17 protein-coding genes and 1 tRNA gene are annotated in these 15,396 nt (G+C 33.2%); 16 read left to right on the top strand and 2 right to left on the bottom strand.

All coding sequences use genetic code 11. The features are described 5' to 3' along the window. Nucleotides 1-59 precede the first annotated feature (59 nt). From DM444_RS12700 to DM444_RS12655, 10 genes are all read left to right on the top strand, one after another. A complete protein-coding gene (locus tag DM444_RS12700) occupies nucleotides 60-1,040 on the top strand; it encodes a hypothetical protein (RefSeq protein ID WP_239455674.1) in 981 nt (326 codons plus the stop codon). Then, complete coding sequence (locus DM444_RS12695) at nucleotides 1,000-3,360, top strand: hypothetical protein (RefSeq protein ID WP_111287180.1); 2,361 nt, start codon at nucleotides 1,000-1,002, stop codon at nucleotides 3,358-3,360. The genes DM444_RS12700 and DM444_RS12695 overlap by 41 nt, the downstream gene beginning before the upstream one ends. Nucleotides 3,361-3,370: 10 nt before the next feature. Beyond that, complete coding sequence (mce, locus tag DM444_RS12690; RefSeq protein WP_095928359.1) at nucleotides 3,371-3,775, top strand: methylmalonyl-CoA epimerase; 405 nt, start codon at nucleotides 3,371-3,373, stop codon at nucleotides 3,773-3,775. Between the two features lie 146 nt (nucleotides 3,776-3,921). After that, nucleotides 3,922-3,995, top strand: a tRNA-Ile gene (locus tag DM444_RS12685). Nucleotides 3,996-4,219: 224 nt separating this feature from the next. Next, a complete protein-coding gene (locus DM444_RS12680; RefSeq protein ID WP_111287178.1) occupies nucleotides 4,220-4,933 on the top strand; it encodes a phage integrase SAM-like domain and Arm DNA-binding domain-containing protein in 714 nt (237 codons plus the stop codon). 110 nt (nucleotides 4,934-5,043) lie between these two features. After that, nucleotides 5,044-6,597, top strand: a complete 1,554-nt coding sequence (gene istA / locus DM444_RS12675; RefSeq protein WP_111287176.1) for an IS21 family transposase — start codon at nucleotides 5,044-5,046, stop codon at nucleotides 6,595-6,597. A 12-nt stretch (nucleotides 6,598-6,609) separates the two neighbouring features. Next, on the top strand, nucleotides 6,610-7,347 hold the full coding sequence (istB, locus tag DM444_RS12670) for an IS21-like element helper ATPase IstB (RefSeq protein ID WP_041515719.1): 738 nt from the start codon (nucleotides 6,610-6,612) through the stop codon (nucleotides 7,345-7,347). A 170-nt stretch (nucleotides 7,348-7,517) separates the two neighbouring features. Beyond that, nucleotides 7,518-7,805 carry a hypothetical protein gene (locus DM444_RS12665; protein WP_111287174.1) on the top strand — a complete coding sequence of 96 codons (288 nt, stop codon included), beginning with the start codon at nucleotides 7,518-7,520 and terminating at the stop codon, nucleotides 7,803-7,805. Further along, nucleotides 7,805-8,485 (top strand): DUF2290 domain-containing protein, encoded by a 681-nt coding sequence (locus DM444_RS12660; protein WP_111287172.1) that lies wholly within the window; start codon nucleotides 7,805-7,807, stop codon nucleotides 8,483-8,485. Before DM444_RS12665 ends, DM444_RS12660 begins: the two co-directional genes overlap by 1 nt. A gap of 470 nt (nucleotides 8,486-8,955) precedes the next feature. Beyond that, nucleotides 8,956-9,375 (top strand): very short patch repair endonuclease, encoded by a 420-nt coding sequence (locus DM444_RS12655; protein ID WP_111287170.1) that lies wholly within the window; start codon nucleotides 8,956-8,958, stop codon nucleotides 9,373-9,375. On the opposite strand, the gene DM444_RS12650 is transcribed toward DM444_RS12655, so the two are convergent. After that, on the bottom strand, nucleotides 9,372-10,358 hold the full coding sequence (locus DM444_RS12650) for a DNA cytosine methyltransferase (RefSeq protein WP_111287168.1): 987 nt from the start codon (nucleotides 10,356-10,358) through the stop codon (nucleotides 9,372-9,374). The genes DM444_RS12655 and DM444_RS12650 overlap by 4 nt on opposite strands. Nucleotides 10,359-10,849: 491 nt before the next feature. On the opposite strand from DM444_RS12650, the gene DM444_RS12645 reads away from it, so the two are divergent. After that, nucleotides 10,850-11,119, top strand: coding sequence for a hypothetical protein (locus DM444_RS12645; RefSeq protein ID WP_111287166.1), 270 nt, complete (start codon nucleotides 10,850-10,852; stop codon nucleotides 11,117-11,119). A 33-nt stretch (nucleotides 11,120-11,152) separates the two neighbouring features. Here the strand turns inward: DM444_RS12645 and DM444_RS12640 are convergent, their stop codons facing one another. Then, the gene (locus DM444_RS12640; RefSeq protein WP_111287164.1) at nucleotides 11,153-11,743 is read right to left on the bottom strand and encodes a riboflavin synthase; all 591 of its coding nucleotides are present in this window, start codon (nucleotides 11,741-11,743) and stop codon (nucleotides 11,153-11,155) included. Between the two features lie 57 nt (nucleotides 11,744-11,800). Here DM444_RS12640 and pdxA point away from each other — a divergent pair, with 57 nt between their 5' ends. The 5 genes from pdxA (at nucleotide 11,801) to accB (ending at nucleotide 15,385) form a co-directional block, all read left to right on the top strand. Further along, nucleotides 11,801-12,850 (top strand): 4-hydroxythreonine-4-phosphate dehydrogenase PdxA, encoded by a 1,050-nt coding sequence (gene pdxA / locus DM444_RS12635; protein WP_111287162.1) that lies wholly within the window; start codon nucleotides 11,801-11,803, stop codon nucleotides 12,848-12,850. Nucleotides 12,851-12,955: 105 nt separating this feature from the next. Beyond that, nucleotides 12,956-13,498: a YceD family protein gene (locus DM444_RS12630; RefSeq protein WP_111287160.1), complete on the top strand. Its 543-nt coding sequence runs from the start codon at nucleotides 12,956-12,958 to the stop codon at nucleotides 13,496-13,498. A gap of 9 nt (nucleotides 13,499-13,507) precedes the next feature. Then, nucleotides 13,508-13,702 (top strand): 50S ribosomal protein L32, encoded by a 195-nt coding sequence (gene rpmF / locus DM444_RS12625; RefSeq protein WP_008465217.1) that lies wholly within the window; start codon nucleotides 13,508-13,510, stop codon nucleotides 13,700-13,702. A 175-nt stretch (nucleotides 13,703-13,877) separates the two neighbouring features. Next, on the top strand, nucleotides 13,878-14,876 hold the full coding sequence (locus DM444_RS12620) for a beta-ketoacyl-ACP synthase III (protein WP_111287159.1): 999 nt from the start codon (nucleotides 13,878-13,880) through the stop codon (nucleotides 14,874-14,876). Nucleotides 14,877-14,899: 23 nt separating this feature from the next. After that, nucleotides 14,900-15,385, top strand: coding sequence for an acetyl-CoA carboxylase biotin carboxyl carrier protein (accB, locus tag DM444_RS12615; RefSeq protein WP_095928350.1), 486 nt, complete (start codon nucleotides 14,900-14,902; stop codon nucleotides 15,383-15,385). Nucleotides 15,386-15,396 lie beyond the last annotated feature (11 nt).

Raw genomic sequence — 15,396 nt, 5'->3', positions numbered from 1 at the left:
TCTTACTTTTGGATAAAAATGTAATTTTCTAAGTTTTGTTAAAGCGAATTTTTTCAGTTTTGTTTCTCTTTTTAATGTTCTCATGCACTAAAAACGAAAAACCAGTTATCTCTTTTTATTACTGGAAAACGATCTTCAAATTTTCTAAAATTGAAAAAGAAGTTTTAGAAGAAAACAACGTCAGCAAGCTTTATGTTCGATATTTTGATATAGGGCTTCATCCTGAATCTAAATTCCCAATTCCGATAAGTCCAATTCGTTTTGAAATAAATCCGAGCGGATATACGATTGTTCCAGTTGTTTTTATTCAGAACAAAGTAATGCTGCAAAAGAATCTTGATGTTGAAGATTTGGCTCAAAAAACTTTTGATTTTATCGAACAGATCAATTCTAAAAATAAAATCGTTTCTCAAGAAATTCAGATTGATTGCGATTGGTCTTTAGAAAGCAAAGAAAATTATCTCAAGTTTATAAAGAGTTTTAAGAAGCTTTCGAGGAAAAAACTTTCGGCAACAATTCGATTGCATCAAGTGAAATATTTCAAGAAAACAAAAATTCCAAGCGTCGATTCTGGAGTTTTAATGTATTACAACATGGGATCAATCGCGCCCGATTCTCTCAATTCGATTTACGATCAGAAAGTGGCCGAACGATATCTTAAGAGTTTAAAGAAATATCCGCTTCATCTGGATTTTGCATTTCCAATTTATTCTTGGGGAGTTCATATTAGAAATAATAAAGTAATCGGACTTCGTTCGAAAATGAATAGGAAAGAATTGGAAGAAGATTCAAATTTTGAAAAAACAAGCCCGATTTTTTTCAGAGCGAAACAATCCAATTATAAAAATGGGGTTTTTTATGAAGAAAATGATCTTTTGAAAATAGAAGAAATTACAAAAGACGATTTAAAAGAAATGGCAGAAGATTTGCAGGGTAATCTTATCGAAAAGCCAAACGAAATTATATTTTACGATTTAGACGAATTCAATTTAAACAATTATGAAAAAAACACTTTTGAGCAGATTATTTCTTGTTTCTAGTGCCGTTTTGCTTTCTGCATACGGAATTATATATGCCTGCGCCGGAGGAGACGATTGGGATTTCTTTGGCTATAATTCAAATTTTACTCCTGAAACTTTTGCCGATAAATCGTATTCGCCTTTGTTTTTATCGGGCGGAATTTTCTACGGAATTGGTTTTGATACGCAGCACAATTCTCGTTTCAATTCTAATATCAAATCAGATTGGGCTACTTATTTAAAAGGAAAAGTAGATACAACAACAGTAAATTATTTTTTGATTGGAGATGAAAAGCCAAGATATTATTCTGATGAAAAAAATGCGATCCAGAATAAAGAAGAAATAACAGATCTGCATGCTTTTTATAAAACAAAAAAGGAAAATAAAGGTTCTCAGAAATGGGGCAAAAAGTTGAATTTAAAAGATGATAAAGTCAAAAACTTTGTTGAATTTTTGTATTTGGCTCAAAAAATAGAAACGGTTTCAATTGGCGAAGATTATTGGAGTTACGATCCAGTTGTGGCAAAAACCTTCAATGATGCCAAAATGATTCAGTCGATAGAAAATGTTTACAACACTTTATCAGATCCGTTTTTGAAAAACAGATATTGGTTTTTGACCGTGAAAGCGCGTTTTTATAGTAATGACAAACAAAAAGCAATTGACTTTTTTAATAAAACAGAAAGTTCTGTTCCAAAAAATACTTTGTATTATCGTGCTTTGGCTTATGTAGCTGGGGTTAATTTCAAACAGAAAAAATATGCTGTTTCCAATTATTTGTACGCCCAGGTTTTTGATAAATGTCCAGAATTAAGAGTTGTAACGGCGTATAGTTTCCGTCCAAAAAATGAATCAGATTGGACAAAGGCTTTGGCGATGGCAAAAAATAATGATGAGAAAGCCGCACTTTGGGCAATTCACGGATATTATAAAGATGAAAAACAGGCGATTGAGAAAATTTATGAGCTAAATCCGAAAAGTGAACATTTGAATTATCTGGCAACGCGATTGGTAAATAGATTAGAACAATCTATAAATAACTCGTTTCAGCTAACAGGACAAGGAGAAAATCAGCCGCCGAAACAACAAACCGTTGCAGAAAATAAAACAGAAAACAAAGCAAAAGTAGACAACAGCGCAGTTGATTTGATTTCGAAAATTTCTGCTGCAGGAAATACTGAGAAACCTTATTTATGGGATATTGCGATTGGATATCTTCAGACTTTAAAAGGAGATTATGCTAATGCAGATAAAAATTACAGCAAAGCTGAAAAAACGCTTCCGAAAACAGAACTGGCTGGAATGCAGCTTCGTTTATTGCGTTTTGTAAATAATTTAAATAAGATTGATAAACTGACCGATAAAAATGAAAAAACAATCCTAGCCGATTTGAATTGGCTGTATTATGAACTTCCTAAAACTTATAAAGGGCAGGAGTTTCGTTATCAGAATGCTTCGTCATGGAGCAGAAGCTATTTGTCTCATCTTTACAAAGAAAAAGGAAATCTAGTTATGGCTGAGATTTTTGGCGAATCACGTTACAGTTATTGGAATGATGGAAATGCATATTATGATAATGAAAAAGATTTGTTAGCGATTAAAAGCTTTTTGGAAAAATCTAATAAGTCAGAAATCGAGAAGATTGGTGCAGGAATTTACAGTTTGAAACTGAAAGATATCAATAATTTCCAAGCAGTTCAGGCGACTTTCAAAAACAAAATTCCAGAAGCAATTGCGTTTATGCAACAAGCGGATTCTGTTCAATATTATAAATTCTTAGGAAATCCGTTTAACGGAAATATCAAGGATTGTCACGATTGCGAGCACGCGGCGTATCAAAAAAGAAAATATACTTATATGGATTTCTTGACTACGATAAAATCAATGCAAGAGAAATTGGCTCAAAAAGAAGATGTTTACACGAATAGTCTTTTGTTAGGAAATGCATTTTATAATATTTCTCATTTTGGAAACGGAAGAACTTTCTACGAAATCACCATTGTAGGTTATGGATCAAGTCCGTATTCATTTAGAAATTCGATGAAAGATATGATTACAGACAATTCGGTTTCGAAAATGTATTACCAAAAAGCTTTTGAAGCGGCTTCTACTAGAGATCAAAAAGCAAAATGTTTGTATTTGATTTCGAAATGCGAACGAAACGATTATTACAATAAAAAATACAGCGACGTAAATAACTATTGGGAAATTCGCGAGGATAAAGTTAATTTTATTGCTTGGAACGCATTCAAGACTTTAAGAAAAGACTATTCGGATACGAAATATTATCAGGATGTAATTGCAGAATGCGGTTATTTTAGTACTTATGTGAACCAATAAATTTAAAACGATGGTAAACAAAATAGAACATATTGGAATTGCGGTAAAAAATATGGACGACGCGAATGTTTTGTTCGAAAAAATGCTTGGCGTTCCGTCTTACAAAATGGAAGCGGTAGAAAGCGAAGGTGTTCTAACTTCATTTTTTCAAACAGGAAACAATAAAATTGAACTTTTGGTGGCAACAAATCCAGAAAGTCCAATTGCTAAATTCTTGGAGAAAAAAGGAGAAGGAATTCATCACATTGCTTTTGACGTTGATGATATCGAAGCTGAAATTGCCCGTTTAAAAAATGAAGGTTTTGTGCTTATTAATGAAGTTCCGAAGAAAGGAGCCGACAATAAATTGGTTGTTTTCTTGCATCCCAAGAACACAAATGGCGTTTTAGTAGAGCTTTGTCAGGAAATTAAATAAAAAAATATCATTTTTATTTTTGAATAAGGTATTGAAAATCAATTTCGTTTTTGAGATTCGAAGAAAGATTTAAAATTAAATTCAAATGATGTCTTAAAATATTTGGAGTGAATGAAAAATAGTAGTAATATTGCATCCTCTAAACCGGTCCTATAGCTCAGCTGGTTAGAGCACCTGACTCATAATCAGGTGGTCCCTGGTTCGAGCCCAGGTGGGACCACTTATTTAGAAAATAGAAAGCCTTTACAGAAATGTAGAGGCTTTTTTTATGGATTAAATCCTTGTAGATTAGAGACTTTAGAAATGAAGAACTTTCCATTTTAATCGTTACTCTATGACTTTTGATAAAAATAGCGGGTTGCTACTCGGAGTACATTGTCAATTTACGAGGAGTACAATTTTTCAAGTTTGATAGTATGCTAATTAATTTTAAATCAATTAGCTATGAAAAAAGAAAATTTTACAATTTTGTTTGTCTTGAAAAAAGTTAGACTAAACAATAAAGGACTTTGTCCTATTAATGTACGGATTACTTATAGAGGTAAACGTAAAGAAAATGCAACGGGTTATTTTGTAGCTCCAAAACAGTGGGATGCAAGTCGTCAGTTAATAAATTCAAAATCATCGGATGCTCTTAATGATAATACTCAATTGGAGCTGATAAAACAAAAAATCAAAAATTCTTATCTGTCTTTGCTATTAGAATTAGAAGAATTCGATGTAAACGATATCTACTTAAAATATCTAGGGAAACCTTTGAAAGAAAGTGAATTCGTCATAAGTTACTTTCAGAAGTACCTAAACAAGATATATAGACTGATAGGTAAAGATTTGCAATTAGCAACTTGGAAAAAGTATAATTATGTAAATACTCAGATCGCTGGCTTTATTAAATGGAAATTTAAAAAGAATGATTATCCATTAGATAAAATCACATTACAATTTTTAATAGATTTTGAATATTATCTTAAAACTGAGCAGAATCAAGGTCAATCTACAATCAATAAAGCTATACAACGATTTAGAAAACTCATAAAAATAGCTATAGCAGAAGATGTGTTAAACAAAGATCCATTTATTCTTTATAGAGTGGAAAAAGCGGTCAAATTGACCACGCTTTTTCAGCATAAAGTGACCACCGATTTCGGGTCAAACTGACCACTCCTTTTCAATTTAAACTGACCACCCAGTTTCGGTTCAAATTGACCACCAAACACTATTTTTTTTTCATGCTGTTAAACCATGGATCTGTATAAAAACTACAGACTATGGCAAATAACAAACTAGACATGAACAAAATCAGAAAAGTCATTAAGTTGCACTGCAACGGCAAAAGCAAGCTGTTTATAAGCCGATATTTATCTCTTTCCAGAAATACTGTAAAAAAATATATCTCTTTATTTGAAGTGCTGGGATTAAGCCTGGAAACTGTCAACAAGAAAACTGACACTGAATTGGACGAGCTGTTTTCTCAGGGTCCGACAGAAGTTGTTTCCTCAAGAATCGAAGATCTGTATGCTTATTTTCCTCAGATGGAACGGGAATTAAAAAAGGTGGGCATCACCATACAGACCATGTGGGAAAGGTATATTGAAACCCATCCCGATGGTCTTAGAGTAACGCAGTTCAGGAATCGCTTCAGAGACTGGAGCAACAAGGTAAACCCTGTGATGCATATGAATCACAAGGCTGGCGATAAAATGTATGTGGATTATGCTGGAAAGACACTCTCAATTATAGACAAAAACACGTCCGAGGTTCAGGAAGTGCAATTTTTTGTTGCCATACTCGGTGCCAGCCAGTATACTTACGCAGAAGCTTCAATGAGCCAGCAGAAGGAAGATTTTGTAGCTTCGGTGGAGAATGCAATGCGCTTTTTTCAAGGAACGCCTGCCGCAATTGTTCCCGACAACCTAAAATCTGCCGTCGTCAGAACCAGCCGCTTTGAACCTACCATTAATGAAACTCTTGCAGATTTAGCTGAACATTATGAAACTACTATTCTGCCTGCAAGAGCATACAGGCCCAGAGACAAATCTTTAGTCGAGGGTGCTGTTAAGATACTTTACAGAAGAATTTATGCAAATCTGAAAGACTCTAAATACTTCAGCATAGAAGATCTGAACCAGGAAATATGGAATTTGCTCGATACGCATAACAACAAGAAACTTACCGGAAGACCATACTCTCGTTTTGAACTCTTCATGGAGGATGAAAGGCATGAACTCCAGCCTCTTCCACTGGAACGCTTTGAGATTAAATACCAGTCTCTGGCAACAGTAATGCAGAACGGACACGTCCAATTAAGCCAGGACAAAAACTACTACAGCGTGCCTTATCAATATTTAAAGAAAAAAGTGAAGCTGCTGTACACCAGCTCTACTGTCGAAATATACTTCAAATACAACCGTATAGCCACACACATCAGAAATCCAAAGCCCTACATCTATACCACAAATCCAGAACATATGGCAAGCACACATCAGTTTGTAGCGCAGTGGAATGCCTTAAGGTTTATTGAATGGGCCAACAGTATTGATCCGGCAGTAGGAGAATATATTATGCAGATAATAGAAAGCAGGAACCACCCCGAGCAGGCCTATAAAAGCTGTCTAGGCATATTATCTTTTGAGAAGAAAGTAGGTGCAGAAAGATTGATAAATGCCTGCAAACGTGCTCTGGACTTTAAGATTTATAATTTTAAAACCATACAGAACATCTTAGAAAACAGTCTGGATAAGATACCCATGGAACACGAAAAGGAAGAAGATCAGGATCTTCCCGACCACGGCAATATCAGAGGAAAAAATTATTATAACTAAAATCAATTTACAATGAATGAATCTACTGTAGCAAAAATGAAACAGATGAAGCTTCATGGAATGCATAACGCCTTCATGACAGCTATCGAGAGCGGAAAAACCGATCATTATACCATTGACCAGTTTATGTCAATGATAATAGATGCCGAATGGGATGAACGCCACAACAGGCGTATTGAACGCAGTATTGCCAATGCACGCTTCCACTACAAATCAAATATTGAAAGCATCAATTTTGACCAGTCCCGGAATATTGACAGAAATCTTATACTCCGGCTTGCCGAATGCAGTTTTGTAGAAAAGAATGAAAATATACTAATCACAGGAAGTACAGGTGTCGGTAAAAGCTTTTTAGGAACAGCACTTGGCTATCAGGCCTGCATCGAAGGCTATAAAGTAAGCTATTTTAATACTGCAAAATTGTTTGCAAAGCTGAAAATGGCAAAGGCAGACGGCACATACCTGAGAGAACTGATGAAAATACAAAGGCAGGACGTTATTATACTCGATGACTTTGGACTCCAGGCATTGGACAGTCAGAACAGAATCACACTTTTAGAAATCATCGAGGACAGGCACAACAATGGTTCTATTATTGTCACCTCGCAGATCCCCGTTCAGGGATGGTATGACATAATCGGCGAGAAAACCATAGCAGATGCAATCCTTGACAGATTAATACATCAGGCCCACAGGGTTGAGCTGCATGGGGAATCAATGAGAAAGAAAAAAAGCATAATCAAGGAATAATTATTTATCTATATTTGAAACAATAATTAACACACGAAAAAAAGTAGTTTTTTAGGTGCTCACTTTGCACCGAAATTAGATGGTCACTTTAAACCGAAACGAAGTGGTCACTTTAAATTGGAAAACAGTGGTCAATATCACTGAGTTTTACAATAAGGGAAAGAAATTTGATGTTTACAGCAATTACAAGGACTAAAGGCTGGGTTACAATTAGCGGTATTGGAACAGCTTCGAAAAATTGGGAAGAAGAAGTTAATAAAGCAAAAAAGAATTTTCCGAATTTAAGATTTACTTATCCAAGTGAACCTGAAATGAAAATAATGGGGAGAGATTTACAAGATGGTGCTTTAAGAAAAAGCAAGCAAGCTAAAATGCTAGATGAATTATTATCAGATATGTCTCCTGAAGAAATCAAATTATTTTTAGAACAGAGACAATTAAAAAGTAAAAAGAAGTAATGTCATTCGCGGTAGGTAAATTTAACACAGAGTTAAATCAAATAGAGAGTTTTTTAAAGTTTAGTTCTCTTTTGGATGAAAGAAACTATTTGCCAAATGATAATCTTGACGTTTCTGTATATAGAAAATATACATACAAGGAAAATTGGGAAAATTTAATAAAGGATAATATTTATAATTTCTATTTGACAGATAATTCAATATTTGTTTTTAAGCTTAATTCTGCAGAAAAAAAGATAAGTTTTTCTTATTATGATTGTCCATATGAATGCATGACATATAAAGAATTTTTGCATGAGAATGGTGTGAAAAATTTGCGTGATAAAACTTTTAGACCTTTGTATGAAGATTATTTAAATAATGAATGTGGTTTAAAGCAACATCCTGTAACCTTTAGATATGATTTAGATTTTGATTCTTATTTGAGTGGATTGCACCCAGTTTCACATTTACATGTTGGATTTAAAAATAATACAAGGATAGGAGTTGATAAGATTTTTAATGTAATCACTTTTGTCTCATTGGTCTTTAGACAACACTATCCTGCATATTGGAAGCTTTTAATTGAGGAGCAAAATGAATTTTTTAAAAGGTATGCTGTCGATAAAAATAAATTAGATGTAATTGATGAAAAGTATTGGAATAAGCCTCTAGATAATTTGGAGATGTACCTCACTTAATATTTAAATTCTAATGATGTGGTTAGTGCTAGTACATAAAATATGGAATTACTTGCAAGTGCTTCAGATTTGTCTAAAAATTAGAATTCTGACTTAATTATAGTTATGTAAGACCCTTAAGAAATAAATACCCTGAAATTTTTAAAGAATAAAGAAATTAAATTTAACAAGATTAACAATGACTTCGTCTTAAAGAAAAATGTTATAAAAAAATAAAATAGGCATACAATTCGGATGCCATAAAAAATATAGCATACTTAATTGTTTGAAAAACAAGTGCGTAATAGGTAGCTGGGCGCCCCAGGTGGGACCACTTCTTTAGAAACACAAAGCCTCTACAGAAATGTAGAGGCTTTTTTTGTTTTAGACATTTTTTAAATGTGAAAATTGAAATTTTCCACATCAAAAATAAACTTCCTTTTTCCTAAAATCCCTTAACTTTATCCATCCGAAACAAATTTAATCTTCAGATGGATAGATTAACTCCCGAACAGAGGAGTAAAACGATGCAGGCGATAAAAAGTACTGCAACAAAAGGCGAAGTAAGGCTTGCTAAAGCATTATGGAAATTGGGTCACAGATATCGAAAAAATAATAAAAAGATATTTGGAAGACCTGATCTTACTTTTGCCAAATATAAAATTGCCATTTTTGTCGATAGCGAGTTTTTTCATGGAAAAGATTGGGAAACGCAACAACTTAGAATCAAATCGAATCGGGAATATTGGATTCCAAAAATTGAAAGAAACATACAGCGAGACGAAGAAGTAAATGCGTTTTTAATTTCTGAAAACTGGACGGTTCTGCGATTTTGGAGTAAAGAAATTGAAAAAAATCTTGAAGTTTGTTTAGCCAGAATTGAAGGAACAATAATGCTTTTGAGTATTTAAACTTTTTCTGCTTTTGCTTTTTTAGTTTCGATTTTTTCAATGCATTTGAAAATTTCAGAAGCCAATCTTTCAATAACCGGCATACTTACTGAATTTCCAGCTTGTTTGTAAAGATTAGAATTTGAAATTTTTGGTAATTTATAACTGTCTGGAAATCCCTGAAAACGAAAACATTCTCTCGGAGTTAATTTTCTAAAACCAAATTCTGTTGTAATAATTGGAACATTGTGGCCGCCAGTTCCCATGTTTGCTGTAAGAGTCGGGCAAACTTCTTTTTTGTTTTCTCGTACATATTGTCTTCTAAACTGATAAATTCGGTCTTCGCGTACAACAGCCTCTTTTAGCATATTGTACATATATTTGTCTTCAGTATAATAGAATTTCTTTTCGACTTGTTCTTTGGTAATTAAATCGGTTACCTTTTTTGTTAATTCTTCTTTTTCAGGAAAACTGAATTTGAAGCCTTTTTTAACGAAGTCTTTATCAAAAGCAATCATAAAAATTCGCTCTCGATTATGCGGAATATTTCCAAAATCTTTGGTGTTTAAAATTGCGCTGTCAAAAGTGTAATTGCGTTTTTTAATCTCACGCTGAATAACTTTCATCGTATTTCCTTTGTCGTGTCCTTTTAGGTTTTTGACATTTTCAAGAAATACGACTTTTGGTCTCATTTCGTCAATAAAATCTAAAATTTTAAAGAAATGATTTCCGCGACTGTCTTTAAAGCCTTTTCTATGTCCAGCCAAAGAAAAAGGTTGACACGGAAATCCAGCAGTAAGAATATCTATTTTGTTAAGTTCTTTTACGTCAATTTGCATTACATCACCTTCGATGAGAGTATGTTCAAAATTGTTTCTGTACGTAACACAGGCTTTTTTGTCAAATTCGTTTGCCCATTCTAATTTGAATCCCGCATTTTCAAAACCTAAACAAATACCGCCAACACCAGCATATAGACTTCCTACGGTATATTTGTTTTTCATTTGTTTTGGATTAAAATAAGTTTCAGTTTTTGAAATGGGTCTCTTTAAAAGTAAAAATAGAAAAAGACTCCTTTTTAAAGGTATTATTTTGCAAAGATATTTATTTCGAAAAAAAGTTTTAACAGTAAATAATAAAAGTGAAAAACCAATCGTTTTAATTTTACGTAAATTCTGATAAATTAAATTTTTTGAAAAACGGACATTTATGTACTTTTGTTAAAATCAGGAAATTCTTATAAGCTTGAGAATTTTGCAAAGGATGATGAAAATGAGGTTTTTATGTTCTATAACGTTTTCAGAAAAGGTATTAGGTCTTTAAAAACGGAAACTGTTAAAATTTGTTTCCATGTTTTTCGTTTTAAAAGTTGCTTTTGTGCAAAAAACTTATACTTTTGTCCAAGATTTTGCAGGCAGAAATGTCTTGTGCGAAATTTCTATTAAAGAATATTTGTTAATAATTACAGACTTGCTGTTTTTAACAGCTTGAATTTATGAAAAATCTAAAAGCCCCTTTTTTAGCAGTTACTTTAATATTATTAAATGTCTCATTCATGTTGGCCGGATCGTCAAATCCACCTGCTCCTACAGCAAAAGTGGCCACTACGAATGGTACCGCAGGTACACTTGACGATGAATGTGAAGATTTTGGTTGTAATCCTACGTTTCCAATAGACCAAAATATTGTTTTTCTAGTAATTGGCGGTTTAGCATTAGGTGCAACCGTGATATATAAAAATCAAACAAAAAAAGCTTCAATATAAATTGAAGCTTTTTTTATGGAAAAGTGTTAGATTTTATTTGTTGATCGAATAAAGTCTAGAAATGTATTTTCCTACTACATCAAACTCAAGGTTGATTTTTGTTCCAACTTTGAAATCTTTAAAGTTAGTATGCTCATAAGTATACGGAATAATTGAAACGCTAAATTCATTTGTTTTAGAGTTTACAACCGTAAGACTTACTCCGTTTACAGTAATCGAACCTTTTTCGATTGTGATGTTGTTTAGGGTTTTATCATACTCAAAAGTATAATTCCAGCTTCCGTTGGCTTCTTCAATTTTGATGCAAGTTCCAGTTTGATCTACGTGACCTTGAACAATATGTCCGTCCAAACGGTCTCCAAGCTTCATTCCTCTTTCTAAATTTACAATATCGCCTGTTTTCCAGTCGCCAATATTGGTCTTTAAAATGGTTTCATCAATTGCAGTAACCGTATAAAGAGAATCTTTAATGGCAACAACAGTAAGGCATATTCCGTTGTGCGAAACACTTTGGTCTATTTTCAATTCGTGAGTTATGGATGAGTCAACTGTTATGTGAAGATTGTTTTGGTCTTTTTGAATTTCATGAATCCTGCCGAGTGTTTCTATAATTCCTGTGAACATTGTGGTTTTATTTTACTAAATTTGCACATCAAAATTAGTAATAAATAAACTGAGCTCATGAATAAAAAAGCAGAAAATATAATTGTTGGAATTTCTGTTGGAGATTTAAACGGTATTGGAAGCGAAGTTATACTGAAAACATTCGAGGATTCTCGTATGTTGGAATTGTGTACGCCGGTTATTTTTGCAAATGCTAAAATTCTTTCTTTCGTTAGAAAAAGTTTTACATCTACGATTCAATTTCACGGAGTTGATAAATTAGATCAAGTTATACCAGGAAAAGTAAATGTTTTAAATCTTTGGAGAGAAGGTGTTGATATAAACTTTGGTGTAAACGATCCTAAGATAGGTGAATACGCAATAAAATCATTTACAGCGGCAACTAAAGCTTTGAAAGAGGGTGAAATTGATGTTCTGGTTACAGCACCAATTAATAAATACAATATACAGTCTGAAGATTTTAAATTTCCAGGACATACGGATTATCTAGATCAAGAATTAGAAGGCAATGCGCTTATGATGATGGTTCAAGATAATCTTCGAGTAGGTTTAATTACAGATCATGTGCCTTTAAATGAAGTCGCTTCTCATTTAACAGAAGAATTAATTACTAAAAAAATTGAAACTATTAGAAAATCTCTAGTTCAAGATTTTAGTATTGTAAAGCCGAAAATTGCAGTTTTAGGATTAAATCCGCACGCTGGTGATGGTGGTGTAATTGGAAAAGAAGACGATTTGGTTTTAAAGCCAACTTTAAAGAAAATATTTGATTCTGGAACAATGGTTTTTGGTCCATTTCCAGCAGATGGTTTTTTTGGAAGCGGTCATTATGAAAAATATGATGCTATTGTAGCAATGTATCACGATCAAGGATTAATTCCGTTCAAGACATTGTCTTTTGGAAAAGGAGTTAATTATTCAGCAGGTTTAAACAGAGTTAGAACTTCTCCAGATCATGGTACAGCCTATGATATTGCTGGGAAAGACATGGCAGATTACAATTCTTTTAAAGAAGCAGTATATCTTGCGATTGATATTTTTCGCTCGCGTAATCAGTATGAGGAGATTAGCCAAAAACCTCTTAAAATAAAAGAAAAACAGTTATAAACAAAAAAAGGTGAATAAGATTATTAGATTTGTAATAATTTTATATCTTTGCACCCCAATTCAGATATCTAGTTTTAGAATCGAATTGATCAAATTGATGTTGAAATGAGCAAAACAAAAGAATTTTTAATTCCTTTCGTAGGATTAAAACTAGGAAAACACCATTTTGAGTATCAAATAAATAACGAGTTCTTTAAGAATTTTGAATACGATGAGTTTCAAAGTTCGGATATTAAAGTCAATTTACTTTTCGAAAAGAAAAGTACTATGTTAGAGTTAGAATTCAAACACAAAGGAACAGTAAATGTGCCTTGTGATCTAACAGGCGAAGATTTTGATTTACCTATAAAAGGGAAAATGAAGTTGATTGTTCGCTTTGGAGATGAATTTAACAATGATAATGAAGAGCTGTTGATTTTGCCGCATGGTGAATTTGAGATAGATGTTGCGCAGTATATTTATGAAATGATCGCGCTTTCTGTACCTCAAAAGAGAATTCATCCAGGAGTTAAAGATGGAAGTTTGCAAACAGAAGCTTTAACAAAACTGAATGAGCTGAGTGTAAAAGAACAAAAGGAAGAGAGTAAACAAGAAGAAGATATTGACCCGCGTTGGGAAAAATTAAAGAAACTATTAACGGATAAATAATATAGTAAAATGGCACATCCTAAGAGAAAAACCTCGAAAACAAGAAGAGATAAGAGAAGAACACATTACAAAGCTACTGTAGCTCAAATCGCTACATGTCCTATTACAGGTGAGGCGCATTTATACCACAGAGCTTACTGGCATGAAGGTAAAATGTACTACAGAGGGCAAGTTGTTATCGATAAATCTGAAGCGGTTGCTTAATACGTTTTTGTAAATTATACTAGAACTCTCACATAGTGAGAGTTTTTTTTGTTGGTTATAATTTTCGTTTTTTAGGAAAATATAGACAAATTCGTTACGTTTTTTTTTGTAATTTTCAAGTCTTTTAAAAATTTTTCAAATTAATCATAATTTGAAAAGAAAATAATAGAATATAATGAATACAATCACAGCCGCAATTACCGCTGTTGGAGCTTATGTTCCTGACTTCGTTCTTTCGAACCAAGTACTAGAAACAATGGTTGATACCAATGATGAGTGGATTACCGCTCGAACAGGAATTAAAGAAAGAAGAATCCTGAAAGATGCTGATAAAGGTACATCTTACCTTGCTATACAAGCAGCAAAGGATTTGATTGCAAAAGCAAATATTGATCCGCTTGAGATTGATATGATTATAATGGCAACTGCAACACCAGATATGATGGTGGCTTCTACAGGAGTTTTTGTTGCAACAGAAATTGGAGCAACAAATGCATTTGCATACGATTTGCAAGCTGCATGTTCAAGTTTCTTATACGGAATGTCAACTGCTGCGGCTTATGTACAGTCTGGACGTTACAAAAAAGTACTTTTAATTGGTGCAGATAAAATGTCATCAATTGTAGATTATACAGATAGAGCAACTTGTATTATTTTTGGTGATGGAGCTGGTGCAGTTCTTTTCGAACCAAATTATGAAGGCTTAGGTTTGCAGGATGAATATTTAAGAAGTGACGGTGTTGGTCGTGATTTCCTTAAAATTCCTGCTGGAGGTTCTTTGATTCCACCTTCAGAAGACACTGTAAAAAACAGACAGCACAATATTATGCAAGACGGGAAAACTGTTTTCAAATATGCTGTTACAAATATGGCAGATGCCAGCGAATTGATTTTGCAAAGAAATAATTTGACAAATCAAGATGTTGACTGGTTAGTGCCACACCAAGCTAATAAACGTATTATTGATGCTACGGCTGGAAGATTAGAATTAGACGAATCTAAAGTTCTGGTAAACATCGAAAGATACGGTAATACTACTTCTGGAACTTTACCATTAGTATTAGCTGATTTTGAAGATAAGCTTAAAAAAGGAGATAATATTATCTTTGCCGCTTTTGGTGGAGGATTCACTTGGGGATCTATCTATTTAAAATGGGCTTACGATAAGAAATAAATTAAAACTAAAAACGAATCATTATGGATTTAAAAGAAATTCAAAACCTAATCAAATTTGTTGCAAATTCGGGCGTTGCAGAAGTTAAGTTAGAAATGGATGATGTAAAAATCACGATCAGAACAACTTTAGAAACAAATGTAACTGAGGCAACTTATGTACAACAATTGCCAGCTCAGGCAGCTTTACCTCAAGCGGCAGTTCCACAAGTTACAGCTCCAACAGTTGTAAGTGTAACTCCAGAAGCACCAGCTGCTAACGATTCTAAATATATTACTATAAAATCTCCAATCATTGGAACATTCTATAGAAAACCATCTCCAGACAAACCAGTTTTTACAGAAGTTGGAAGCACTGTATCTAAAGGAGATGTTCTTTGTGTAATTGAAGCAATGAAATTATTCAACGAAATCGAATCTGAAGTTTCTGGTAAAATTGTGAAAATTCTAGTTGACGATATGTCTCCAGTAGAATTTGACCAACCTTTATTCTTAGTAGATCCATCATAAATAAATTTAGA

It is taken from the genome of Flavobacterium ginsenosidimutans (assembly GCF_003254625.1).
Lineage (GTDB): Bacteria > Bacteroidota > Bacteroidia > Flavobacteriales > Flavobacteriaceae > Flavobacterium > Flavobacterium ginsenosidimutans.
Note: the sequence above shows the minus strand (reverse complement) of the source record. Positions and strands in the feature narration are given on the sequence as shown.

Excerpts from the sequence above, each read along its gene's own strand:
- DM444_RS12695 (WP_111287180.1), top strand. The coding sequence starts at position 1,000 with ATGAAAAAAACACTTTTGAGCAGATTATTTCTTGTTTCTAGTGCCGTT.
- DM444_RS12665 (WP_111287174.1), top strand. The coding sequence starts at position 7,518 with ATGTTTACAGCAATTACAAGGACTAAAGGCTGGGTTACAATTAGCGGT.
- rpmF (WP_008465217.1), top strand. The coding sequence starts at position 13,508 with ATGGCACATCCTAAGAGAAAAACCTCGAAAACAAGAAGAGATAAGAGA.
- DM444_RS12680 (WP_111287178.1), top strand. The coding sequence starts at position 4,220 with ATGAAAAAAGAAAATTTTACAATTTTGTTTGTCTTGAAAAAAGTTAGA.
- DM444_RS12655 (WP_111287170.1), top strand. The coding sequence starts at position 8,956 with ATGGATAGATTAACTCCCGAACAGAGGAGTAAAACGATGCAGGCGATA.
- DM444_RS12645 (WP_111287166.1), top strand. The coding sequence starts at position 10,850 with ATGAAAAATCTAAAAGCCCCTTTTTTAGCAGTTACTTTAATATTATTA.
- DM444_RS12650 (WP_111287168.1), bottom strand. The coding sequence starts at position 10,358 with ATGAAAAACAAATATACCGTAGGAAGTCTATATGCTGGTGTTGGCGGT.
- DM444_RS12660 (WP_111287172.1), top strand. The coding sequence starts at position 7,805 with ATGTCATTCGCGGTAGGTAAATTTAACACAGAGTTAAATCAAATAGAG.
- DM444_RS12640 (WP_111287164.1), bottom strand. The coding sequence starts at position 11,743 with ATGTTCACAGGAATTATAGAAACACTCGGCAGGATTCATGAAATTCAA.
- istA (WP_111287176.1), top strand. The coding sequence starts at position 5,044 with ATGGCAAATAACAAACTAGACATGAACAAAATCAGAAAAGTCATTAAG.
- accB (WP_095928350.1), top strand. The coding sequence starts at position 14,900 with ATGGATTTAAAAGAAATTCAAAACCTAATCAAATTTGTTGCAAATTCG.
- istB (WP_041515719.1), top strand. The coding sequence starts at position 6,610 with ATGAATGAATCTACTGTAGCAAAAATGAAACAGATGAAGCTTCATGGA.
- DM444_RS12630 (WP_111287160.1), top strand. The coding sequence starts at position 12,956 with ATGAGCAAAACAAAAGAATTTTTAATTCCTTTCGTAGGATTAAAACTA.
- mce (WP_095928359.1), top strand. The coding sequence starts at position 3,371 with ATGGTAAACAAAATAGAACATATTGGAATTGCGGTAAAAAATATGGAC.
- pdxA (WP_111287162.1), top strand. The coding sequence starts at position 11,801 with ATGAATAAAAAAGCAGAAAATATAATTGTTGGAATTTCTGTTGGAGAT.
- DM444_RS12620 (WP_111287159.1), top strand. The coding sequence starts at position 13,878 with ATGAATACAATCACAGCCGCAATTACCGCTGTTGGAGCTTATGTTCCT.